The organism is Seohaeicola saemankumensis (assembly GCF_042678485.1).
GTDB classification, from domain to species: Bacteria; Pseudomonadota; Alphaproteobacteria; order Rhodobacterales; family Rhodobacteraceae; genus Seohaeicola; species Seohaeicola saemankumensis.
The window spans coordinates 43,304-66,823 of record NZ_JBHTKR010000002.1 but is presented as its reverse complement, the minus strand read 5'-3'; the positions used below and the strand labels follow the sequence as shown (position 1 = coordinate 66,823).

General features: G+C 56.6%; 20 protein-coding genes and 4 pseudogenes. 10 read left to right on the top strand and 14 right to left on the bottom strand.

Going from position 1 to position 23,520, the window contains the following annotated elements; translation table 11 throughout:
* The first annotated feature begins 1 nt into the window (after position 1).
* Together ACFQ3C_RS04125 and ACFQ3C_RS04120 are read left to right on the top strand one after the other, a co-directional pair.
* Positions 2-751, top strand: coding sequence for an HpcH/HpaI aldolase family protein (locus tag ACFQ3C_RS04125; RefSeq protein ID WP_380789173.1), 750 nt, complete (start codon positions 2-4; stop codon positions 749-751).
* An 89-nt stretch (positions 752-840) separates the two neighbouring features.
* Positions 841-963, top strand: a complete 123-nt coding sequence (locus ACFQ3C_RS04120; RefSeq protein ID WP_380789172.1) for a transposase — start codon at positions 841-843, stop codon at positions 961-963.
* A 704-nt stretch (positions 964-1,667) separates the two neighbouring features.
* On the opposite strand, the gene ACFQ3C_RS04115 is transcribed toward ACFQ3C_RS04120, so the two are convergent.
* Both ACFQ3C_RS04115 and ACFQ3C_RS04110 read right to left on the bottom strand, forming a co-directional pair.
* Positions 1,668-2,864: a M24 family metallopeptidase gene (locus ACFQ3C_RS04115; RefSeq protein WP_380789170.1), complete on the bottom strand. Its 1,197-nt coding sequence runs from the start codon at positions 2,862-2,864 to the stop codon at positions 1,668-1,670.
* A 235-nt stretch (positions 2,865-3,099) separates the two neighbouring features.
* Positions 3,100-3,276, bottom strand: a pseudogene (locus ACFQ3C_RS04110) (IS6 family transposase); the annotation flags it as partial.
* Between the two features lie 163 nt (positions 3,277-3,439).
* Between ACFQ3C_RS04110 and ACFQ3C_RS04105 the strand changes: the two are divergent.
* Positions 3,440-3,796, top strand: a complete 357-nt coding sequence (locus ACFQ3C_RS04105; RefSeq protein WP_380789169.1) for a hypothetical protein — start codon at positions 3,440-3,442, stop codon at positions 3,794-3,796.
* Positions 3,797-3,990: 194 nt separating this feature from the next.
* Entirely contained in the window at positions 3,991-5,463 is a 1,473-nt protein-coding gene (locus tag ACFQ3C_RS04100; RefSeq protein WP_380789168.1) for a winged helix-turn-helix domain-containing tetratricopeptide repeat protein, read from the top strand.
* A gap of 160 nt (positions 5,464-5,623) precedes the next feature.
* Here the strand turns inward: ACFQ3C_RS04100 and ACFQ3C_RS18895 are convergent.
* Positions 5,624-5,763: pseudogene (locus tag ACFQ3C_RS18895) on the bottom strand (IS6 family transposase); the annotation flags it as partial.
* A 183-nt stretch (positions 5,764-5,946) separates the two neighbouring features.
* On the opposite strand from ACFQ3C_RS18895, the gene ACFQ3C_RS04095 reads away from it, so the two are divergent.
* Positions 5,947-6,375 (top strand): phasin, PhaP, encoded by a 429-nt coding sequence (locus tag ACFQ3C_RS04095; RefSeq protein ID WP_380789166.1) that lies wholly within the window; start codon positions 5,947-5,949, stop codon positions 6,373-6,375.
* 301 nt (positions 6,376-6,676) lie between these two features.
* Here the strand turns inward: ACFQ3C_RS04095 and ACFQ3C_RS04090 are convergent.
* Positions 6,677-7,379: pseudogene (locus ACFQ3C_RS04090) on the bottom strand (IS6 family transposase).
* Positions 7,380-7,520: 141 nt separating this feature from the next.
* Between ACFQ3C_RS04090 and ACFQ3C_RS04085 the strand changes: the two are divergent.
* The gene (locus ACFQ3C_RS04085; RefSeq protein ID WP_380789165.1) at positions 7,521-7,895 is read left to right on the top strand and encodes a potassium channel family protein; all 375 of its coding nucleotides are present in this window, start codon (positions 7,521-7,523) and stop codon (positions 7,893-7,895) included.
* Between the two features lie 233 nt (positions 7,896-8,128).
* Here ACFQ3C_RS04085 and ACFQ3C_RS04080 read toward each other — a convergent pair whose 3' ends face one another.
* The 3 genes from ACFQ3C_RS04080 to ACFQ3C_RS04070 form a co-directional block, all read right to left on the bottom strand.
* Positions 8,129-8,833 (bottom strand): IS6 family transposase, encoded by a 705-nt coding sequence (locus ACFQ3C_RS04080; RefSeq protein WP_380789164.1) that lies wholly within the window; start codon positions 8,831-8,833, stop codon positions 8,129-8,131.
* Between the two features lie 144 nt (positions 8,834-8,977).
* Positions 8,978-9,289 (bottom strand): HdeA/HdeB family chaperone, encoded by a 312-nt coding sequence (locus tag ACFQ3C_RS04075; protein ID WP_380789163.1) that lies wholly within the window; start codon positions 9,287-9,289, stop codon positions 8,978-8,980.
* Between the two features lie 32 nt (positions 9,290-9,321).
* Positions 9,322-9,654: a hypothetical protein gene (locus ACFQ3C_RS04070; protein WP_380789162.1), complete on the bottom strand. Its 333-nt coding sequence runs from the start codon at positions 9,652-9,654 to the stop codon at positions 9,322-9,324.
* A 400-nt stretch (positions 9,655-10,054) separates the two neighbouring features.
* Here ACFQ3C_RS04070 and ACFQ3C_RS04065 point away from each other — a divergent pair, with 400 nt between their 5' ends.
* Complete coding sequence (locus ACFQ3C_RS04065; RefSeq protein ID WP_380789161.1) at positions 10,055-11,092, top strand: alpha/beta hydrolase; 1,038 nt, start codon at positions 10,055-10,057, stop codon at positions 11,090-11,092.
* 156 nt (positions 11,093-11,248) lie between these two features.
* On the opposite strand, the gene ACFQ3C_RS04060 is transcribed toward ACFQ3C_RS04065, so the two are convergent.
* The 4 genes from ACFQ3C_RS04060 to bla form a co-directional block, all read right to left on the bottom strand.
* Entirely contained in the window at positions 11,249-11,725 is a 477-nt protein-coding gene (locus ACFQ3C_RS04060) for a hypothetical protein (RefSeq protein WP_380789160.1), read from the bottom strand.
* Positions 11,722-11,949: a hypothetical protein gene (locus ACFQ3C_RS04055; RefSeq protein WP_380789159.1), complete on the bottom strand. Its 228-nt coding sequence runs from the start codon at positions 11,947-11,949 to the stop codon at positions 11,722-11,724. Before ACFQ3C_RS04055 ends, ACFQ3C_RS04060 begins: the two co-directional genes overlap by 4 nt.
* A gap of 100 nt (positions 11,950-12,049) precedes the next feature.
* Complete coding sequence (locus ACFQ3C_RS04050) at positions 12,050-13,537, bottom strand: serine hydrolase domain-containing protein (RefSeq protein ID WP_380789158.1); 1,488 nt, start codon at positions 13,535-13,537, stop codon at positions 12,050-12,052.
* 130 nt (positions 13,538-13,667) lie between these two features.
* A complete protein-coding gene (bla, locus tag ACFQ3C_RS04045) occupies positions 13,668-14,663 on the bottom strand; it encodes a class A beta-lactamase (protein WP_380789157.1) in 996 nt (331 codons plus the stop codon).
* 515 nt (positions 14,664-15,178) lie between these two features.
* On the opposite strand from bla, the gene ACFQ3C_RS04040 reads away from it, so the two are divergent.
* A protein-coding gene (locus ACFQ3C_RS04040; RefSeq protein WP_380789156.1) for an IS5 family transposase occupies positions 15,179-15,936 on the top strand; the annotation gives its coding sequence in 2 pieces (ribosomal slippage) (positions 15,179-15,497 and positions 15,497-15,936; 759 coding nt in all).
* 275 nt (positions 15,937-16,211) lie between these two features.
* Entirely contained in the window at positions 16,212-17,183 is a 972-nt protein-coding gene (locus ACFQ3C_RS04035; protein WP_380789155.1) for a helix-turn-helix domain-containing protein, read from the top strand.
* 283 nt (positions 17,184-17,466) lie between these two features.
* On the opposite strand, the gene ACFQ3C_RS04030 is transcribed toward ACFQ3C_RS04035, so the two are convergent.
* On the bottom strand, positions 17,467-18,522 hold the full coding sequence (locus ACFQ3C_RS04030; RefSeq protein ID WP_380789153.1) for an alpha/beta hydrolase: 1,056 nt from the start codon (positions 18,520-18,522) through the stop codon (positions 17,467-17,469).
* Positions 18,523-18,782: 260 nt separating this feature from the next.
* On the opposite strand from ACFQ3C_RS04030, the gene ACFQ3C_RS04025 reads away from it, so the two are divergent.
* Entirely contained in the window at positions 18,783-20,459 is a 1,677-nt protein-coding gene (locus ACFQ3C_RS04025) for an alpha/beta hydrolase (RefSeq protein ID WP_380789152.1), read from the top strand.
* A gap of 753 nt (positions 20,460-21,212) precedes the next feature.
* On the opposite strand, the pseudogene ACFQ3C_RS04020 reads toward ACFQ3C_RS04025, so the two are convergent.
* Together ACFQ3C_RS04020 and ACFQ3C_RS04015 are read right to left on the bottom strand one after the other, a co-directional pair.
* Positions 21,213-21,917 (bottom strand): annotated as a pseudogene (locus ACFQ3C_RS04020) (IS6 family transposase).
* A 58-nt stretch (positions 21,918-21,975) separates the two neighbouring features.
* Complete coding sequence (locus tag ACFQ3C_RS04015) at positions 21,976-23,514, bottom strand: acyl-CoA synthetase (protein WP_380789151.1); 1,539 nt, start codon at positions 23,512-23,514, stop codon at positions 21,976-21,978.
* Between the last annotated feature and the right edge of the window lie 6 nt (positions 23,515-23,520).

Below are 23,520 nucleotides of genomic sequence, written 5' to 3'. Positions count from 1 at the left end.
AATGAGATTGAAGAAACGACTGTCCGAAACACAGGACAAACTGGCGAATTTCATTGTCACGATTCCCAGCGCAGTTGTGACACAGGCCCTTGCCTCGGCAGGCGCGGATAGTTTGATTATTGATATTGAACACGGCGCTGTGGATTACGGCAGTGCACATTCCATGATTGCCGCGACACGCGGATTTGAATGTGCGCCGCTTGTGCGAATTGCAGAGAATACAGACGCGCAGGTCAAGCGCGCCTTGGATTTGGGTGCCGAAGGTATAGTATTTCCCTTGATTGAAACTGCGGAACAGGCTGCGTGGGCCGTCAGTTCACTGCGATACCCACCGCATGGCCGCCGCACCTTTGGCCCGTTTATTGCCCATTCGCACGAAGGCGTGCCGCTTGCGGCCTATGCCGATCATGTCGATGACACGCTCACGTGTTGTTTGTTGGTTGAAACCGTGAAGGGTGTTGAAAACATCCAAGACATTTGTGCGGTGCCCGGCATTGATATCATCATCCCGGCCGCGTTCGACCTGAGCACATCGCTTGGGATTCCGGGGCAGTTCGAAGCGCCCACATTTCTGGAAGCATTGGCAAAAATCGAAGCGGCAGCGCTGGCTGCGGGTATTCCGATGGGCGGGAATGCGTTTTCACAGGAACAGGCGGATAAGATGTTTGCACGCGGATATCGGTTGCTGGGCGGGTTTGATGTGCTCATGTTGAAAGCAGGCGTGACGACTCTGCGGGGTTGGTGCGGATAAGGCGTGAGCGCCGTCGAACGGAAACCCAGGAACGCGGCGATCTGGTCAAACGCATTGCCTGGTGATTTCGGAACCAAACAGAAGCGTAGATGTCATCGCAAAGACGATTTACGGACGCGCTCACAAGGGACGCTGTGGCGCAGGTTGTTGATCTGGGCGATGCGGTCAGCGACGTAGCCGAGCGGCTTGGGATGAGCACCAAGTCGCTGTAGACATGGAAGGCCCAGTTTGCGAAGCATGCCAGGGGTTGAGAGGCGGAGGCCGATTTGGCCATCGCGCTACGTCGGATGACGAAGGAACAGGCCCACCTCACCAAGGAGCGCGATATTCAGAAAATGGGCCGCCATTTTCGCGCCATTGGTGCAAGAGGGAATTGCAACGCCGTCTTCGCGAAAGAGGGACGTCGATGACCTCCGGCTTCATCAAAGCGGAGAAGGCCAGCTTTCCGATCAGCCGGATGTGCCTTCGTCCGCGGGGTCAGCCAGAGCGGCTTCTTCGCCTCGCAGGAACGGCCTGCCTGCAACCGTCAGCAGCAGAACATGGCCGAACAGGCCCATATCAGAACCGTCAACTGCGGGTTTGACTACCAAGGCACTGAAGTCGAACGCAGTTTGGAGTGTCTTATTGGCCTATTGCAGATCTGGAATTTTGATAGCAAAAAGCCCCGCGGAAAGCGGGGCGTAATACATTGTATTTGTTGTATTTTTGGTTGCGGGAGGACGCATCGACCTCGACCGAACCGCGATAAATCTCTCGGAAGTGAATAAAGGGTCCAAGCTCATCTAACAGGATCACAAGAACGGATCGGAGTCTGAAAGAATTTGAGCAGGCATCTCGGGCTGCGCCTTCTATGGCCCTCTCAGACCCGCAGTCGCCGCACAGAGGACGGCGGACAAGAAGCGATTCCAAGCTGGACTCAAAGCTCCAGCAGAGAACACGGCGTGTCCAGCATTACAGCCGCGCCCTGCGCAGTGATCTCAATCATCTGCCCAAGCGCAGCGCCGCCTAGTCCCGACAGAAAGAGGTTCGGGTGCAGTTCCAACACCATTCCAGGCCTCAGGATAGGACCAGGTCCGGGTAGCGGCGGCTCTGGGTGCTGGCCAAAAGTCTGGGGAAAGGCTTGGGTTAGGCCTGGTTCCTCATAAGTCAGCCCCAGTGCATGACCGCTGCGGAAAGTGTGAGCATTGTAGTCGGGAAACTCAAGGGCAAGGGCATCAATATGCGCAGTCATCGCTTGCTTTGCCTCGGTGACTGGACAACCCGGGACTAGCGCAGCCAGCCCCGCGTTCAGTGCTTGGTTGACACCGGCATGCAGCGAGCGCAGTGCATGCGGTACTGGCCCCAGATGACCCATTCGCAGGCCATGAGCCCAATGGCCGTCAACCATCAGGGCTATACCGAACAGAATTTGATCACCTGTCTGCGCTTCTCGCGCGGTCTCCTCAGGCCAATAGCGCGGATGATCGGCAGCGGGCCGGATCGTAAGCCAGCTGCGGCAATACTCGGCACCGTGTTGCAGCGCGATCCCCTCTAGCACTCTCTGGCTGTCGCGGCCACTACGCCCGGGCGCGATTTCATCGGCCAAGGCAGCAAACACCCGGTCGCAGATCGCTGCGCCGTCCCGGTGCAGGGTCATTGCCGCAGGCTCTTTCACCTGCCGCAGCGCGTCGATCGCTGGGGTCACGTCGGTGGCCGGGTCCAGTAGCGCGGCCAAAGAGCGGTAAATACCCAAAGGCATTTCATCCAGCCCCACCACTGCACAGGACTCGGAGCCGAGGAACGCCGTCACCGCCTGCGACCAAAGGCCGGTGGGCAGGTGTTCGGGGTTGAGGTCTGGCACCAACTCACTGGCGGCGGGCGCCATGAAGGGGCTTGCCAGCAGCAGCCGGCAGCCGTCCGGTGCCAACAGAAAAAGCGAAGCGCTCTCGTGGCTGTCCCAACCGGTCAGGAACCGCAAGCGCCCGTGCGAGCGCGTCCCAGCCCCCAGCGCGCTGCCCATGCCAAAGATCACTAGCCGTGCCCCGCCCGTTGCTGCCAGCAGTGCGGCGCGGCGGCGGGCGTGCAGGTCAGGCGCCCTCTGACGCAGCGGCAAAGGCAGGTCAATCTGCGGCAAGGTTGCCCTCCATCATCTGCGCAGCGGCGAGCAGACGTGCATCCTGCCCCCCAGAGCGGCCAGTATCGACCCTGGACTGCCCCAATTGAGTGTTCCGTCTTGATTGTTATTGCATGACCGGCCTCTGGTCCATCTGAACGATGTTTTCCGGCGCGGGCGGCCGGTATCCGATGGCGCTTTGAACGCCGAAAGGTGTTGTAGTGTTTTCTCCAGTTTTCGAGGTATTGGCAGACTCGTTCGAACCAATCTCAACCTCGTCCAGCTGCCATTGCCAGTTAGAGTGGGCGCGCATGTGACTGACACGGTTCAACTGGGTCTCAGCAGCGAACATCGGACCAAATCTGTTCCATCAGAACCGAACCGTTTCATGGCTAATCTCGTTGCCGCGCTCATGCAGGAGGTCTTCGGCATTGCCGTTTGAGTGACCATATCCCTTTCAAGAAACTGAACCATCAGGGAAAATTTCGGCAGATTTCGTTCGGTTTTCATGTGGTTTTCCTGCCGGCGGGGCAAGCATGAGCGATGTTGTGTGCACGACCGTCTGATACGTCCACGTCATCATAAGGAGAATGACCATGTACAAGCCACTTCTCGCCGTTACCGCCCTTGTCACCGGACTCGCAGGTCAGGCAACTATAGGCGAACAGTATGTGGTGCAGCTCGGCGGTCCTTTCGCCGAGACGAGCGAAGGCCTGCGGAAAACCCTGAAGATCAACGAAATCGAAACCTTCACCCATGACGGCAAAAGCTACATTGTAATTGGAGCGCCTACCGAAGGGTATCTTGCGGCCTATTTCCACGCAAACGGCCACACACCTAAAACAGTCTCTGCCATCGGCGCCGATTGGGAGGGAGCAGGCTTCGACGGCCTGCCATTAGACCGGCGCATGTTGTTCGTCACGCCCATCAACTGCGAGTTCTGCGCGCACTGAAGCAAGGACGTACCCAGGCGCTCCAACAATACCGGCCAGTGGGATGGGATCTATGTTAAAGTGCCTCCACCTGATGCCGGGAACCTGTCTGCTTAAGGATTCCCCGCGCAACGACCGATCTGAGGTTGCAGAGCATCTGCCCGGGCCCGCCGTGAACCTGCTTCGGGTCCCGTGTACTCTTGCGAGGCGACGAGATGGAAGACGCGAACCAAGACCCGCTTCTTATGGGGATCTGCACCTTTGATCCGCAAAGCATGACGCTGCGCGATGCCAAAGGCGCGACGCTTCTCCTGAGGTCGCAATCGATGCGCGTTCTCGCAGAGCTTGCGCGAAGGCGCGGAGAGGTCGTTTCGCGGGATGCGTTGATCGAAGCGGTCTGGCATGGCAAAGCGGTTACTGACGACAGCCTCGTACAATGCATCAAGGACATCAGAAAAGCGATACGTGATACCGACCGCGAAGTTTTGCAGACTGTCGTGGGAACTGGCTATAGCCTGCATGTTGGTCAACCCGCCTCTGCCACCAGTCCGAAGCCAAGCATCCTGATCGAAAAAATCGACTGCTCAGGCAACTCGCAGGCCTCTCAAGATTTCGCTGAAGACTTGCGCGAAAAATTGATTTTGGTCATGGCCCCACGCTCAGGCGTTCGGGTTTTTTCGAATTATGGTGACCCATTGTCTGCAGATTATGTCGTAAAGGGCCGCGTCAGTATCGTTGGCGACCAAGTCAAACTCTTCATCTCATTATCGGACGCAAGATCGCACGGACACTTTTATGCAGAATCCTTCAGTGGCAAATTGCCCGGTTTTGATCAACTGGCGGAGGATGTCGCCCGAAAAACTGCAAGCGTCCTGCGCATCAATGTTATTAGCTATGATGGCAAGAGATATGTCGATATTCCGAATGAACGGCTTGATTTCCAACAATTATTGGCCAAGTCGCATTACTTCTACAGCCGTATCACAGTCCAGGACACGTTGATGGGCCGCGATACGATGCAAGCCGCCGTGAAAATATCGCCCACCGATCCCAAAGCGCTTGCTCTTCTTGCTCATTCGGTAACGCAGATGCATCCGCTCATCCCAAGCGAAACCAGTAAAAACGAAACTGACTGGGCGATGGCACTGGCAGATAAGGCGGTTGCTGTTGGCCAATCTTCCGCGTTTGCGTTTCGCACGCGGGCTAACTTGCGGCTCTGGCTGCTTGGGGATCACAAAGGCTGCCGCGCCGATTGCCTTCGCGCCCTCGCAATCAACCCAAATTTCTATCTGGCGCATTTGACGCTGGCAACAAGTGATATTTTGACGGGATCATACATGGCTGGAATAGAGCGCATCAATTCTTATGTTTGCCTGACTACGATTGACCGGCAGTACCCGTATTTTCAGTCGTTGATCGGTTTGGCCTGGTTTTTGGCCGGCAATGACGGTGCCGCAACCGAGGTTGCCCAAGAGGCGCATGAAAGATCGCCGAGTTCCTCATGGCATGCGATGGTCTATGCCGTTTCGGCTTGCCGTGATCCAGCTATCACCAAAGCCGCAAAATTCCAGGATATGATTGAGCAACTGGAGTTGCCTTTCGGACACTTCAGATCATTGCCCTTTTCAGAAATGAAGGATGTTGAAGCGCTGGAGGCCGGACTCCGTGCTGCAGGCGTCAAAGAATAACGAAATAGCGTGGTACAGGCAGACGAATTCGAACCAGTCTCCGAGTAGACAGCAACACTGCCCTTATGTAGCACAGAGGCCACGCCACTCGGCGAGAGCAACGGCGCGGTTTGTCTGACGTCAGCGCCCATGGGACAGTTTAGGCATATTGCGGAACGGAGGATTTCCGGCTCACGTCGATGCCCCGTTCGTGCAGCACATCTTTGACGTTTCACAAGGAAATCGGATATAAAACATCACTGCTAGGTGGATAAGCTCGCGGCTCCTTTTGAAATAGCGGAGGGGCGAACGTTTTGGCATCGCCCTAGGCTAAGTCCGCACTCGAAACGACTCAAGATGGTTTTGTCTGACAAGACCGGCGTCACATATCAAAGTCATTTGCTGCAATGCAGCATTCCCCCTTGAAATGCCGCACCGCAGCATCCACATGATAGTCAGAGATGATGAGGCAATGCCGCCTCCCCCGATCAAGAGGATTTCACCATGACCAACCAACCCGATGTCGCCGCCATGTTCAAAGACGCCATGGCCGCTTTCCCGATTGATGGCTCCGCCGCTGAAGGTGCGTTCAAATCCACCGCTGCGCTGAACGAAAAACTCAGCACCGTAACCTTGGACGCCTTTGGCAAATCCGCCGATGTCTCCAGCACCTGGGCGCATGACACCGTCAAGCTGATGACCGAGGCGTCCAAAGCCAAGGAGAGCCCCGCCGATTACATGCAGGCCATGAGCGATTTCGCGGCTGGCTATTCGAAGCTCGCAAGTGCCCATATGGCGGCCTTCACCGAGATCGCAAAGACCGCACAAGCGGACTCGATGGCCCTGATGACCGACGCGGGCAAAGGCTTCACCGCCGAGGCCACCGCCGCCGTCAACACGGCCACCAAGAAAGCCGAAGCGGCCACCAAGTAGTCCGCCCGCCGGCATCTTGCCACATAAACGACGATAAAAGGCAGTCCGAAAGGTCTGCCTGTTATCGTTTCAACCATCCAATATTCTGTTCTGACAGGGAAAATGCCCCTCGGGGTTTGAGGTGCGGACACACGATCCCACTTCCCGCCGACGGCCAATGAACGGCCCCGACTAATCTCTTTTGAGACGCAGCAGTGCTGGCGACGCGAGCCTCGCGGCCGACCCTCATCTAATAGCATCTCCCTTGTTGGGACTGCCAGACGAATTCGAACCGGTCTCTGCTTGGACAGTGACACTGTCCTTATGCCGCGCAAAGACCGCGCCACCCAGCAAGAGCGGCGGCACGGTTGAGTTTGAAATTCGTGCGAGTTGAGAGGCTGCGTTCCTGATTAAAGTGATTGCAGACAGAAGCGTAAACGGCAGCGAATTTCTGCAAACTTCGCATGCGCCGGAACCGCAACATCGCATGCTCCCTTCGTCGGAACGGGAGGTGCGAGTTCTCTGCTCTATTGTTTGATCAGCGGCCAGTTTCCTGCCGATCAGAAACACCGATTTGCTTCGAAGCAGCGCCATAGGAGCGAAGTCGGTCCGTCACACCCACCTCTGGCCGGCTGTTTTTACGCATTGCTTTCTTGAGGAATTTCAATGCCGACTGGCGATCCCGGCGTTTGGTGGCGAAGATTTCCAGGACATCCCCTCCGTGATCCACGGCCCGCCACAGGGATTGCCGCTCACCGTTGATCTTCACAAAAACCTCGTCCAGATGCCACCGCCAGCAGCTGGATTTCATCCCCTCAATCCGCCTCTTTTTGATCTCCGAGGCGAACATTGGGCCGAACCTGTGCCACCAGAAACGGACGGTCTCGTGGCTTACGTCGACGCCACGCTCATGGAGCAAGTCTTCGACGTTCCGAAGCGAAAGCGGGAACTGCACGTACAGCATGACCGCCAGGCGGATACTCGGGGCTGGTTTTGAAATACCGAAATGGGCTGCGTTTTGTCATCCGGCGAGGCTATGCAACCGCCATGCCCGTCTCAAGCCGGTTTCCTCTGACAAGACCCCCATACTGCACTAAGATTGAAACCGGACCCCCCGATAGGGGCAGGCCAGCCAACCCAAGCCGCGTTATTGTGGAGTGTCTTCTATGCTGTCTTTCGCCATCACCTTCGTAAGACTTCTCAAAGCGATCGTGCACTCTTGGAGTGTTCCGATGTTTCGGGCCAATTTCGCGCTGGCCGTACTTATCCTGCTTTCTGCAACTCTGTTCTACCACTCTGTGGAAGGATGGTCGTGGATCGACGCAATGTATTTCAGCGTAACGACAATTTCGACTGTTGGTCTTGGTGATTTGTCGCCGCATACCGATTTAGGCAAGCTCTTCACGATCATCTACATCTTCGTTGGCGTTGGCGTTTTTGTCGCGCTGTTCGCTCAATTCGCGCGCGCTTTGTTGAAGGTGGATGATGATAACAAAGAGCCTCCCTCCCAAAAGCAACTGACTAAGTCTGATGATGCGTGAAAATCCAAAACCATTTCCGAAACGAAGAATATCCCCGGCGCTTGCTTCCTGAAGGATGCTGATGCGACCGGCCGGCATACACCAGGGCGGTGGCGTTCAAATTCGCCCTCTTTAAGGTTAAGCCTTAACGAAGGCAAATCTGAGATTCCGGCAAATTCATCGCTTGTTGAGGGTCTCTGAGGGAGCTGGCAGACTAATTCGAACCAGTCTCAGCTTGGACAGTGACGCTGTCCTTACGCCGCGCAAAGACCATGCCACTCGGCGAGAGCGGCGGCACGGTTGAGTTTGAATTTGGATCGAGTTGAGAGGCTGCGATCCTGGTTGAAGTGATTGTAGACGGAAGCGTGAACAGCGGCGAATTTCTGCAAACTTCGCATGCGCCTGAAGCGAAGCATGGCCCTTTCCCCCGGTCGGAATGGCAGGTGTGAGTTTTCAGCCCTGTTGTTCGCCCACCGGCCAGTTTCCTGGCGATCTGCGGCACCGATCTGCTTCAGCGCCGCGCCATACGATCGCAACCGGTCCGTGACGATAACCACTGGGCGACCATGCTTACGCATTGCTTTCTTCAGGAATTTCAACGCCGCTGTCCCATCACGAGTCTTCGTCACGAAGCTTTCCAAGACCTCGCCTTCGTGATCCACGGCCCGCCACAGGTAGTACCGCTCACCGTTGATCTTCACAAAAACCTCGTCCAGATGCCACCGCCAGCGGCTGGATTTCATCCCCTCGATACGCCTCTTTTTGATCTCTGCGGCGAACATTGGGCCGAACCGGAGCCACCAGCACCGGACGGTCTCGTGGCTCACGTCGATGACCCGTTCGTGCAGCAGATCTTCGACGTTTCGCAATGAAAGCGGAAAACAGATGTACAACATCACCGCAAGGCGGATGACCTCTGGGCTCGTTTTGAAGTAGCGGAATGGGGAGCGTTTTGTCATTCACGGAAGCGACGAAACAGCCATGCCCACCTCAAGCTGGTTTAACCTTACAGTACCCTCTGACAAGACTACATGGCACAATGCGATGCCGTCGGGGTGGAGCCATCCACACCATCGGACTGGTTCAAATCTGTTTGACACCAGCTATTTCAGCACCCTAGCAAAAGCCTCCAAAAGAACTTGTTCTGGGCCGTCGATGCAATCTGCCAGCACCTGTTCTGATGCAGCCGCCAGATCGGAGATGATCACGCTTTTCGCATCGGCTTGACCAGCGAAATAGCCGTGAATGAAAAGGGTGGTCATATCACGTTCATCGCCACCAAGCATCAGGTATGTCCGACAGGTCATTTCACCGAAGTTGATAATATCAGCGTCCTGCGCCCAGACCGGCACCGCAAGGAATACAGCAGCGATAGTGGAGAGCGTGGCTCTTCTGCCTTTAGATGTATCGATCATTGATCTCTCTCATTCACACAGGTTTGGGGGGGTCAGTTGCGCATGCAATTGGCATATGCTTGCTGGTAAAGGTAGTCATAGCTCCGCGCTCGCTGGCTAGCGCCATTTAGTGCACCAAGAGTGCGGCCAACATCACGGCCCTTTTCGCCACCATCTTTTCCGCCAAGGATCAGTCCGGTCACGGCACCGCGAACACTGCCGCGTACAGCACCGTTGATTGCGCCACCGGAGGCGTTTCGTCTGGCGTATTCATGAGCGACGCTCTGGCAGTAAGCAGGGCTTGCTGCATGGGCTGGCTCACCAAGCATCAAGGTGAATGAAAATGACAAGGCCAATGCTGCGAATGCACACACGGGTATCTTCATGAAAACTCTCCAAATGGGATGCAGTTCAGCAATCGGATGCATGATGACCTACATGGGCCTTTCGAACGATGTGCTCTGCCATTGTCCTTCGCCTGAAGAACGATCGATCTCATCGTATGAAGGTCGCTCTGATTGTCTGAATCATAGAAGCGCCGCAAACAGGCGGCAAAGAAATACGAGGTCCAAATCCTTCGCTGCTGTGCTTTCGTGCTTTAGAGCCGATGATCTGGTTATATCGTATTTCAAAGTTGGCTGCGGTGTAGCGTGTTAACGCTCAACTTACAGGCTGGGGAGAACTCTACCGATGTTTTTTGACGTGAGTGATGTGAGGTTCAAGGCTTGTGTTCTCTTGCTTGTCACAAGTCTTGCAATTGCGGGCTGCGCTCCGACGGAACGCGGGATGATCGGCCTGGCAGCCGAGCCTCAGAATGATGATGCGGAGAGCATTCTCAAAAAACACGAAATTTTCGTGATAACCTCGCGTGCTCCAGACAGTGATCCAACAATTTTGTTCTCAGGAAAACGATCGTCTGAAATTGGGCTGGCAAAACTATCGGTCAGTGTGCCTCCGAACCACAAACCGGGTGAGATAGAGTTTCCCCGGTCAGGCATCCCTAGTCCCGCGAAGCATTTCACCGCAACCGATCCAGCCGTCTTCGGGTCCGAAGGTAATTTCATCTCCGCCCTACAAGCAGAATTGAACCAGCGCCCTGCCCACAACCGAAACGTTTTGGTCTTTGTGCATGGCTACAACACAACCTTGACAGAAGCAGTGCTTCGAATGGGTCAGTTCGTTGAGGATTCCGGATATGAAGGTGTACCAGTTTTGTTCAGCTGGGCCTCCAGTGGCCGGTTGTTGGACTATGTCTATGACATGAACAGCGTCCTGATCGCGCGGGACAACCTCTTGCGCGGTGCCTATCTCATCTCCAAAACCAACGCAAAAGCCGTTGATCTCTTATCGCATTCAATGGGAAATCTGCTCACGGTTGAAGCAATGCGACAGGCAAAACTTGACGGCACTTTCAACCGCACCGGTCGACTTCGCCATATCATAATGGCTGCACCTGACATCGATGCCGATCTGTTCAGGCAGCAGTTGGCACCGTTTGCCGATAATGAGCGGCAGTTTTACATTTTAATTTCGCGCGATGACAATGCTTTGAGTTTTTCCCGGTTTCTCGCGCGAGGAGTGCCGCGGGTCGGCAACGATGACGTTGAGGATCTGGCAGGGCTTGGCGTGACAATCTTAGATTTGTCCGAGATCGACGTGAATGGTTCGAACCACTCAAAGTTTTCAGACTCACCCGAGGTAGTGCAGTTGATTGGCAAGCGACTGAGCGTCGATGGTTTGGGAAACAAGAACGATTCTGGTTCATTACTCTCGTCGGTACTTATGCTTCCAATTAAAGTCACTGCAGCGACATTGTCCCAATGACCTTTGCATCGTCCGAGTATGAACGAGAGCACTACGCGTTAAATCTCGCAATGCAATTGTTGCGGTAAAGAATGTTCTAATGAAGGCGTTTGAACTCTCGCCGGTCAAGCCATTGGACATCATCACGGATCATGCGACCAAAATAACAGAGCGATTTCAATCCCCATCTTTCACCATCATGGCGTAGCTGATTTCGAACAAGCGCATGTTGCCACAGATCACGATGACGGAGCGCAAGCGGGAGGCTGGTGCATCTGCCGTCATTGAAACTGTCTGAGTATCCAACACCTGTGCAACCATTCCGTCCGGTGGTGTCGTGGAAATCACCACGAAGACTGTTGGCACTGCAGAACGATCTACCTTTCCGATTTTCAGGTCGACAGAATATCCTGGGGTGGGCAGCGTGAGATCGCCACTTACAAAAAGGAGGGGGAATGCCCCAGCGGGCGAAGCCCGGGAGAGTTTTGCGACCCAGTTGCTACTTTCGATGACAGGGCAATTATCGGTTTGCGTCGAAGAAGATATTTCCCGCTCGCTCTGGGCTTGATCCGACTGGTTCTGCGCGTTGCACGCAGTCGTGGCAAGCATCGATAGAAACGCCATACACAGGATCAGGGCTTTCGGTTGTGTCATGACTGGATCCTCCTGAAATTTAAGGGTCCGGTCGAAACGGCAGTGATCAGGTTCTCCGTCACCACGACATTGGCGTTTTCGATCAGGGCTTCGTTCACGCCGTCAAAGACGTTGACGTTTGTAAACAAGATCGGCCCGGAGTTGTCCTGAGCGGCCGCCGGAAGGGCAACGCTGACGGCAACGGACAGCGCCGCCGTCAAGGTCTTCAGGTTGGGCTTCTTCATTGGGCTTCTCCTGCTTTCGCTTCAGCGAGTTCGGTGGAGAGTTCGATCTGCGCTGTGCAGGATCGAACCTCCACCTGATCCGTAGCTCTTGTCGCCCCGGTTATTCGAAGACAGTCCCGGAGAGGTCGAATTCATCGACCGCCCCGTCGCCCCGAATGAAGATCCGGTGGTTGAATCGCACGTAGTTGAGTTCGCCAGACGGATCTTCGAGCAATTCGCCAAGGGCTCCCTCGTTCGGGCCTTCTGTGATGATGAAATAGCCATCAGCCGTGTTGGCCACATTGGCCGGCGCGGGATCCGATCCGCTAGTCAATGCGGAGAACTGCACAAACACATATTTGTCGCCATCTTTGCGGATCTCGATGTTTTGGGAATTCCCCTTGAAGACGCCGACGAACGGGTCGAGGATAGACGGATCAACACCCGCTGCGACCGGAGAGTTCGCCTCGATTCCCGTGAATGCTTTGACCATTGCATTCGCAACTTTCTTGTAGGCCTCGGATCCGCGATCGCTGTGGACCAAAACCACTACGGCAAAGTCGCGATCCGGGATCAGCTGCAGGAAGGACCGCGTGCCGGGCCAATTCCCGCCGTGGCTGGGGCTGGTGACTCCGTCGTAATCGTGGATGAACCATGTCAACCCGGTAAAGTCGCCGGCCTCGGCCTCGACTGCCGGAGCGTGGGCATAGTCCAGCGCTTCTTCGGACAGCATCTGGTTCCCGGCGGCGTCCTTGCCGTCCAGCTGAAAGCGGGCGTATTTCAGCATGTCGTTAATCGTCGACCGGAGCGCGCCGGAGGCTGCGGACTCTCTGATCAACGGAATGTAGTACGGCTTGAGATCGTTGATGTCGCCTTCGCCGTAGATCGGCGGATGACCCCATGCGTAGCCTTCAGCCGGCGGGGTGGGGTCGTAGTTGAAGGATGACGACTCCATGCCGAGCGGCGTCAACAGGTTTTCTTCGATCAGGTCCTCGATCGGCTTTCCGCCGGCATGCGACACCACATGGGTCGCAAAGGTGATGCTGGTGTTGTTGTACATCCAAGTTTGATCGAACGGATAGAGCTGCTCGACGTAAGCCGCCTGGAGCATGACCTTCTCGCTGATCGACCCGCCCGGGGGAACACGAAGGAACCCATGGTCGCCATACCAGCCAGCGCGATGGTGGAACAGGTCAACGACCCGGGCTTTCGACGTCGCTTCCGCATCCGCAACCCTCCACCACGGCAGGAGGTCGACGACACGCGCGTTCAAATCCAGCTCGCCCCGTTCGGACAGCTGCAGGGCCACTGTCGACAGGAAGGTTTTGGTCACAGAGCCAATTTGAAATTGCGTATCAGGGGTAACGGCCTCGTCGGTGCCTACCTTCGTGATGCCGAGGCCGGCGCTGTAGGTGTTGGGCCCATGGATGACCCCGACACCAAGCCCCGGGATGTTCATTTCCTTGATCAGTTCAGCAGTTTCGGCGAGGACCGCATCAAAAGTCGCCTGGCCCTCTTCCTGTGTCATGGCCTGCTGTGCAATCGCCGGCTGAATGGCGAGTGATGACGTAACAAGAAGGGTGAATAATGGTTTCATCAGGGTCTTCACTCGAGTTTTCCTTTTCATTAGATTCTTCACTGGATTTTTCCTGGCGGGATAACGATGGCTTTTCCCGGAGGGTTCTGTCTTCGCCGGGCAGGATCGTACTCGCAGAGCCTGCAAGGCGAAGTTTCACCGTTTACTGCTTCGCCATCTGCCCAACATTGAAGTAGTCGAACAGCGACCGGGCGACCTCGGCAATTGCCCGATCCCTGTCCGCCTCGGATGTCTCGCTGCTGCTCGTGAACACGGCGACGGCAAACCGGCGACCGTCGGGAAGCGTGATATAGCCGACGTCATTGGCAACTCCGCCGATGGTTCCGGTCTTGTTCGCCACGGGCGTTCCCCTGGGCATCAGCCCCTTGAGCCGGCCAGCGCCGGTGCGCGTGCGTGACATGACGTCAATCAGGAAGTCGCGGCTCTCGGCGCTTGTCGCCGCGCCACTGTCGATGGAAAGCAGGAGTTGCAGCATCGCAAGCGGCGTTGCTTGGTCGCGGGGATCCGCCTCGAAGTCGAGATTACGGTCAGCCTGGATCTTCAAGAGTTCCGGCCGGGCCTTGAAGACCTCTGTGGCGAGTTTATGCGTGGCCGGTCCCGGCAAACCATAGAACTCCCCGATGATCTCGCCGGTGGGCCGATCGACTCTGATATCGCTGATCCCGATCCTGCGCAGATATTGGGTCACCGCCGCGGGTCCTCCAGCCAGTCCCATCGAGATGTCGGTCGCCGTGTTATCGCTCTCCGTGATCATCACCTCGATCACGTTCGCGATCGACAACTGGAGCCCAGGGTGAACGAATGTGCCGTTCAGCGCAGCGTCCCCGATCATCATCATGTCGAGTGTGACATCGACCATCTGGTCGAGCCGCAGTTCCCCACGGTCCACGCGGTCCAGCACGGCAGCAGCGATCGCAACCTTGTAGGTGCTGGCCATGACGAAGGTCTCATCGCCATTGAACGCGATGACGTCGCCGCCCCCGATTTCCTGCGCCGCGAAGCCGATGCGCCCGGCAAGCTTCGTCGCGACCTTCTCGATCGCCGCCCCAACGGACTGTCCTTCTGTCTGGGCGTATGTCGGACCGAAGGTGGCCGCCGCCGAAACAGCTAGGGCCATGATGACGTTACGATATTTCATTTTGATCTATCCTTCCATGAGAGAGCGACGGAAATATCCCTCTCGATGCTGATCAAGCGTGACGAAAAGCAATATTCGCGGCAAACCTGCTGAGAAGCGGAAGTGTTAGAAGAAAAAATCGCAAGAAAGACGTCCCGCTTCCAGCCGTCGACCGCGCAGCTCCAGTTCACAGCATCTTACTTTGGTGGGAAAAATTATGGTGCGGAATCGAGGTACAAATCCTACGCCTGTCACCGCCCATGCGAATTGAGTTCGAGACTCATTGACACGTAACCTCACGCGTTCAGCGTGGAGTGTCTGGCGGTCAGGGTGACGCGGGAGCTAGGCGGCATCATCAAATATGATACCTTCATTCATTGGGAGATTCCTGCTGAAGTCAGCCTGGAAAACATGGCTGATAACGCGGTACTGCTGACGCAGCGCAACCCGTTGCGGCGCCGCTAGGCTCCAGACCCATTAATCCGCTTGAGGCTGTCAAGCTTGCATGATTCAAACTCCCAAATTCTGGGGGCATTATGAGCAATCTTTACTGGCTGACGGACGAACAAATGGCGCGGCTTCGGCCGTTCTTTCCAAAGAGCCATGGCAAGCCGCGCGTGGATGACAGGCGCGTTCTGAGTGGAATAATATTCATCAATCGCAATGGCTTGCGGTGGTCCGACGCGCCGAAGGAATACGGGCCGGCGAAGACCCTCTACAACCGCTGGAAGCGGTGGGGCGACATGGGCGTCTTCGCGAGGATGATGGAAGGGTTGGCCGCTGAGGCGACAGTTCCAAAGACTGTGATGATCGACGCGACCTATCTCAAAGCACACCGCACAGCTTCAAGCCTTGGGTTGAAAAAGGGGGGCGCGGTCGTCTGATTGGCCGAACCAAGGGCGGCATGAACACCAAATTGCATGCCGTCACAGATGAAAACGGCCGCCCGATCAGCTTCTTCATGAGCGCAGGCGAGACCAGCGATTATACTGGTGCAGCAGCATTGCTGAACAGCCTTCCACCTGCGCAATGGCTTCTGGCCGACAGAGGTTATGATGCCGACTGGTTCCGTGAAGGCTTGCAAAGCAAGGGCATAAAGCCGTGCATCCCTGGCCGGAAGTCGCGAACAAAGCCCGTCAAATACGACAAGCGTCGATACAAACGCCGTAACAGGATCGAAATTATGTTTGGTCGCCTGAAGGATTGGCGCCGGGTTGCCACTCGCTACGACAGATGCCCGAAGGTCTTCCTCTCAGCCATCGCCCTCGCCGCAACCGTCTTGTTCTGGCTTTGACCATCAATGAGTCTGGAGCCTAGAGCGGCAGGAGATACACGCGAAAACCGCAAAGATAACACCCATTCCGTTACTACACAGCGTTGACAAGGGTAGCATTCTGGGATCGAGTCGAGCTTGAAAGTGAGGGTCAAATCCTACGTTGGTGGTAAGATGGGCCCGAAATCGAGGATTAAATCCTACGTTTTCGGCGGCTACGAGTTCATTTAGACGTTGACAGCGTTAAGGTTTTTTAAGCGCACCATAAAGTAAGTTCGCCGTTAGGGAGAGGTTTCATGAATCTTGAGGAACCGAAGCAGTTATCGCGCTTTCCCGCCAAGACCGACCTTACGCATCAAGAGTTTTGGCGCGGCTTGCCCACCCTTCAAGCCGAAGCGGCGCAACTCGGGCCGGGACGTCTTGAGTACAAAATGCTGCAAGTCACTGGACGGGATCTGATTATCTTTCGAAGCAAGGTCGCGCCAAAAATGGCCAGTACCATCGTGCCGCACCCGGATTGGATGGTCTTGATGGCACCGGTCGATTGGGTCGGTGCCTATGTTTTCAACGGTCAAACAGCAAGACCGTTCGATGTTTTTGTTTCAGGCGGTCCTGACGGATATTCCGCCACTGGCGAAAGGCGGCATAACTTAGCATTGGGTGTGCGAAAATCTAAACTGAGGGATGCATGCGCGAAATTGAGTGGTTGCCATGTCGAGGATATCGACCTCCAAGATCAGCGGATATCCCTTGGTTCAGCCTTGGGCACAAGATTTCACAGGCGGCTTCTGGAGACCATAGCAGCGTCGCTGGACAAGCCTGTGGGAACCGGTAGGTTCGTACTGGATGCTGTCATCGAGAATGATCTTTTCTCCGAGATTGCCAGCCTTATCATGGCACAGGCAATCGATGAGAATGCATTCTCAAATCTCAATCTTGACCCCGTTCGAGTTGTCAGGCGCGCGGAAGAACTGTTTGAAGACCGCACGACCAATCCACCAAGCATAGCTGACCTTTGCAAGGCGGCTAACGTCGGAGCAACCACATTGCATTTGTGCTTCAATGAAGTCTACGGCGCGTCGCCAATAGCGTACTTGCACGCAAAAAGGATTACCCAAGCTCGTTCTCTAATCCTGTCAGCGGAAAGGGTCCCACGTTCGGTCAAAGACGTCGCCCTGTCGCTTGGCTTCACCCATAGCGGTCGCTTTGCCGAACGATATCGCAACTTTTTCGGGGAGTACCCGTCAGAGACTCTCAACAAGCGATGAACTCTCCGGATGCCCAGTTTTTGCCTGGTGCTGTCGGACAGATTCAAATCGGTCTCTAGAAGTGCGGAGAAGCTGTCCTTTATTCCGCGCCAAGTTGGCGCCACTCAACAAGAGTGGCAGCGCGATTAAACTTCAAATTCTGTCGGCTGGTGAGAACACGCTCCGAATTGAAGTGATTGAAAGCCTCCTGCCGGCCTCAAGCCAAGTCAATCTGACAAGACCGTTGGCGGGATCGGGTTGCCCCTGTCGGTCGTGATTTACTTCATCCACTCATTTCGGAAGCTCAATCCCCCTCTGCTGACTTTAGTTGCCACAGATTGTTGCCTTCAGATGCAAGCCCGCTGCGCTCGGAGGCCGGCTTTCGTTCGTTTAGAAGCTGCCGCAGATCTTCGCCAACAGCAGGACTATAGATATGGTAAAGGTGCCCAGTTGGGCTTTCACTGGGCAAGTCGCTTAGGTCGATCACCTCTACGCTTCCGATCTTGGAAACGTCGTTGCCCGACTCGCCAAGCCGGGGATAGCCATGAAACTGTTTGGACAAGGCTAGTGGTTTATCGCCAGACGCTGCATAGACAGTAATGCTGTCCACGATGGGTTCGATACGGGGAAGCATTCGTGCGAAGATCTCGAAATCCATATCCGGTGCCAAAAGCGCGACACGCCCCAACCGGATGTCAGGCTGCCTGTTGGCCACTTCGTAAAGTGCCAGAACTACGCCCCGCGCTCCAAGACTGTGCGCGATCACATCAACGGTCTTGGCACTGAAGCGCTGCTCCAGTTCGATAATCGTGTCGGCAAGATCGGGCACGCTCCAGTAGAGGTCGGCCTCGTCATGGGTATAGTAAGCCACCGAGCCGTCCGAGGGCCAGCTAAACCATAGGAACCTCCCTTCCAGACCAGCGTTTTGCTGCAATAGTGCCGCGCGGCGGCAGCCCTTCTCAAAGCTGATGTAGTAGCCGTGAACATAGATCGCCGGGCCACGCGCGCCAGTGGTCGTCTCGAGCCCGTCGAGAACCGCGGCGGGGTCCATTTCCCGGATGTCCTGCACGCGCAACAATTCTTCGCGCATGAAAGCCGGTGCCGCCTTGGCAAAGGGCGAAAGAACGCCGAGGTCAAGCTCTCCGACCCGGCAATGCCCGGCTTTCAGATCGCTTCTTTCATCGCCATAGGCTTCACCGGGTTCCGGCGACTCCGTTCTGTTGCGCAGGGTGAAATAAGGAAACTCCAAGGTCTGGATCTCCGTCTGGGCTTCGGACGGCAAGGGGAGTACGCACACTGAAGCGCACAGGATAATGGTCATGCCTATGGGACGGGCAAAGGCAAACGGGGTAGTTTTCATCACCAGGGCTTCTTTCCCAGACCTTTACGCGAAGCGCGATTGGACAAGATACGTCAATCAAGCTTGCACCATGTACTTGCGAAGGGGGTAGTGAAATTTGTTGCGCCTAGGGCGAACCTGGCGAAAACTGCGGTTCACGTGCCGCGATGCGTGCAGGTCGGGACGGGGTTCAAGCCTCACAATGGAAATCCCTGGCGTACCCATGAGTATAGTTACGAGGTCGTGACCGAGACAGAGTGACTAAGCAAATTGGGGGGATAATGAGCAATCGGCTTTTGGAAAAAATCATAGGACCGGTCTCCGTTCCGTGCATTCTGCTGGGCCTGTTGTTCTTCGCGGCGTCGCTGACCCCATCGCTCCTCCCCCGCGGGCCAGCCGTCCAAGGCATACTGGGCGGGCTGGTCACGGCGATTGGCTACCTGATCGGCCAGATCGTCGCGCTGATCTGGCGGGCGGCAGATCTTCCGCTTCTTTCGGGGCGATCCGCAAAGATTCTGATCGCTCTTATATCGACCCCGCTTGTTGCGTTCTTTCTCTGGGTTTTCGGGTCGAGCCTGACCTGGCAGAACGACATCCGGCAGAAAATGGGCATGGAGCCCGCAGACGCCCTCCACCTCGCGACGATCCTGCTACTCGCCGCCTCGACATTCGCCATTGCCTTTGCATTGGGCCGACTTGTCGTCTCCCTGTTCCGCCTTATCCGAGCATGGTTCTATCGCATCATGCCCCCGCGACGCGCAAATGTTTTCGGTTTCGTCGCTGTGGTGCTGATCCTCCTTGTCGTTACCCGCGACGGCGTCTTCGACCGCGTAGTGGCTGGCCTCGACGAAAGCTATGAGGCCGCGCAAGAGTTGTTTCAGGACGCGCCGCCCCCTCCGTCCGATCCCCGAATTACCGGGAGCACCGCTTCCCTGATCGACTGGGCGGCCATGGGAAAATACGGTAGAGAATTTGTTATCTCAGTCCCCGATGGGGAGGACATCTCCGCCTTCACCGGCCGACCCGCGCTGGATCCGATCCGCGTCTATGTCGGGCGCGCCAATGGAGACACGCCGCAGAAACGGGCGGAACTCGCACTGGCTGAACTGATCCGACAGGGGGCGTTCGAGCGCGAGGTGCTGATAGTGGCAAGCCCCACGGGCACAGGCTGGATCGATCCCGGCTTGCAGGACCCAGTCGAGTACATGCATGACGGGGACATTGCCACGGTCGTGGCCCAATATTCCTACCTACAATCGCCCTTGGCCCTCATACTTGAGACCAGTACCGGGCTGGAACAGGCGATCGCGCTTCAGGACATGGTTCATGGCTACTGGAAAACGCTGCCCAAGGATGCACGTCCGCGATTTTACGTCAACGGGCTGAGCCTCGGGGCCTGGTCTTCGATGCACGCCACGAACATGTTCAGATTGCTCGACGATCCCATCGACGGCGCGTACTGGGCCGGGCCGCCTTTCTCATCAAACTTCTGGAACTACGTTCAAAACCAGCGCAACCCAGGCACGCCCTGGGTTCTACCAACGATCGGGGACGGGTCGCTGATCCGCTATGCCTCCCACACGACTGATGGTTCGGAGGGGGCCGCAAACTGGGGTCAAATGCGGATTATGTTTTTGCAGTATTCCAGCGATCCGGTCGTCTTCTATGACCCTTATTCCCTTTGGCGCGCACCGCCGTGGATGAACGATCCGCCGGCCGGGGACGTCTCGGACGACCTCATCTTCATGCCGATCGTGACGCAATTCCAGTTAGCGCTCGATTTAGCGATGTCCTTCGGTGCGCCGCCCGGCTACGGGCATGCCTACTACTCACAAGACTATATAGCGCCGTGGGTGCAGGTTACAGCGCCCGCGGGGTGGTCGCCGGAGGACACAGATCGACTAAAAGCGCATTGCGACGTGGGCTATCAATTGGGCTGCGCCAACGGCCAGCGCTGACTAAACCTGTAACAGTGCTCCGCGCTGGCTTAGTCATATCTGAATGGCTGGCCCAGTCACTCTGGGGCTTCGACGAAATGCAACACGGCGCGCCCGTCCGCATCCGCCATGAACAGCCCGGCACCGTATGTCTGAAATCAGCGCCCATGGGACAGTTTAGGTATATTGCGGAACCGAGGTTTTCCATTAGCGGGCGTTGCGAAAGGCCCAACCACGCACCAACAGTCAAACCGGACCACGCGATCGGGGCAGACCAGCCGTGGAGTGCCCCAACTGAAGTGGTCAACCAACTGGGATAATATGATCCCGTTTCAGGAGGGCCAGACGTGTTTGGAAAGAGAGACAGCCCAAGCAGCTATTGCAGGCAATTACCCGGCCCCCGCTCCTTCCCCCGACATGCAAGGAAAGGCCCTTCGTTTTCAGATCCGTATCCACACGATGCCTTTTATCGGAGGCCAGCCGCTTCCCCGCAGGCTTCTCACCTGCCCCGCCTTGGCCGATGTGGCAGCGGCTGTCCCCGATCCGTCACATCGCGCCTCATGCTCGATTTCACCGGTCGGTGGGTATCATCGTCATGTTTCTGCGCCGTGCCAGAAGGAGCCGCGTCGGCGCGGGGTGGGGGTAGTCCCCGGATCTTATTCCCGTCATTGGTGGCCGGTAGCCGGGCAGACCGTGACCGTCCCTCTGTCTGACGTCAGACAGGGACTGCCAGACGAATTCAAACCGGTCTCTGCTTGGACAGTGACACTGTCCTTATGCCGCGCAAAGACCGCGCCAGCCAGCAAGAGCGGCGGCACAGTTGAGTTTGAAATTCGTGCGAGTTGAGAGGCGGCGTTCCTGATTAAAGTGATTGCAGACAGAAGCGTGAACGGCAGCGAATTTCTGCGAACTTCGCATGCGCCGGAACCGCAACATCGCATGCTCCCTTCGTCGGAACGGAAGGTGCGAGTTCTCTGCTCTATTGTTTGATCAGCGGCCTGTTTCCTGCCGATCAGAAACACCGATTTGCTTCGAAGCTGCGCCATAGGAGCGAAGTCGGTCTGTCACAACCACCTCTGGCCGGCCGTTTTTACGCATTGCTTTCTTTAGGAATTTCAACGCTGATGTCTTATCACGCGTCTTCGTCACAAAGCTTTCTAGGACCTCGCCTTCGTGATCCACGGCCCGGCACAGGTAGTGCCGCTCACCATTAATCTTCAAAAAAACCTCGCCCAGATGCCACCGCCAGCAGCTGGATTTCAACCCCTCGATGCGCCTCTTTTTGATCTCTGCGGCGAACATTGGGCCGAACCGGTGCCACCAGCACCGGACGGTCTCGTGGCTCACGTCGATGCCCCGTTCGTGCAGCAGATCTTCGACGTTTCGCAATGAAAGCGGAAAACGGATGTACAACATCACCGCAAGGCGGATGACCTCTGGGCTCGTTTTGAAGTAGCGGAATGGGGAGCGTTTTGTCATTCACGGAAGCGGCGAAACAGCCCTGCTTGGCTGAACGCAAATCTTTCTGACAAGACCTTCAGGGCCAATATTCGGCCTTGAGCCTGCGCTTGTAGAGCTTGCCTGTCGCAGACCTTGGCAGTGTCGCGCGGAAGTCCACGCTGCGCGGGCATTTGATGGATGAGAGACGCGCGCGGCAGCAGGCGATCAGTTCCTCGGCCAATGCGGGACTTGCCGCCTTTCCGGGCAGCAGTTGAACTACGGCCTTCACCTCTTCACCGAAATCTTCATTGGGCACGCCGAACACGGCGGCATCGAGCACGGCGGGATGGCCCAGCAGGATATCCTCGGCCTCCTGAGGGTAGATGTTCACACCGCCCGAGATGATGACGAAGGATTTCCGGTCGGTGAGGTAGAGGTAACCTTCGTCGTCCAGCCTGCCGATGTCGCCCAGGGTGGTCCAGCCGCTGGCATTGGTCGAGGCGGCGGTCTTGTCCGGGTCGTTGTGGTAGAGAAACTGGTGGCCGTTCTCGAAATAAACCTCGCCCTCCTGGCCGACTGGCAGTTCGCGGCCCGCTTCGTCGCAGATATGGATCACGCCCAGTTTCGCGCGCCCGACCGATCCGGGATGCGCCTGCCATTCTGGTGTGGTGATGGCGGTGAAGCCGTTGTTTTCCGTGCCCGCGTAATATTCGTGGATGATCTCGCCCCACCAGTCGATCATCTGGCGCTTAATGTCCATCGGACACGGAGCGGCGGCGTGGACGGCCATTTTCATCGAGGACAGATCGAAACGCGCGCGATCCTCAGGCGGGAGTTTCAGCAGGCGCACGAACATCGTGGGCACCCATTGGCTGTGGGTGATGCTGTGACGCTGGATCAGATCAAGTGCTCGCAAAGGGTCGAACCGGTCCATGATGAAGGCGGTGCCGCCCATACGGATCGTGACCATGGAATGGCGCAAGGGTGCCGCGTGATAAAGCGGCGCGGGGCTGAGATAGCGGGTCTGGGCATCATAGCCGAAGAGCGTGGACAGCAGATCGACCAGCATGCTGCGCCCGCCGGGGCGATCGTCGGGTAGCGGCCACTTGATCCCCTTGGGCCGTCCGGTGGTCCCCGATGAATAAAGCATGTCCAGACCCTGCGCCTCATCCGGGATCGGGGTTTCGGGCTGCATGGCGGTTTTGGCTTTCCAGTCGTGCAGGCCCTCGGGCGTGTCGCCCACCACGTAGACCTGCACCGATCTGTCTATGCGTGGCAAGGTGTGCCCAAGGCTGTCCAGTATCCGGCCCGAGGTGATCAGGACACGCGCACCACAATCCTGCAGGATATAGGCGACTTCGTCAGGCGTAAGATGGGTGCTGATGGTCGTGTAATAGACGCCCGAACGGTCCGCGGCGAAGCAGATTTCAAGGAATTCGCGGCAGTTCTCCATCAGAATGGCGATGTGATCGCCACGTCCCAGGCCCGCGCCGCGCAGCAGATGCGCCCCCTGATTGGCCCGCGCCTCAAGCTGGGCAAAGCTGACACGCTCGCCCGTGGCGCACATCACATAGGCAATGGCATCAGGGTCTTTCCGCGCATATGTGCGGGGCTGGTAGGGGTGTGTGTCGTGCATCGGGCC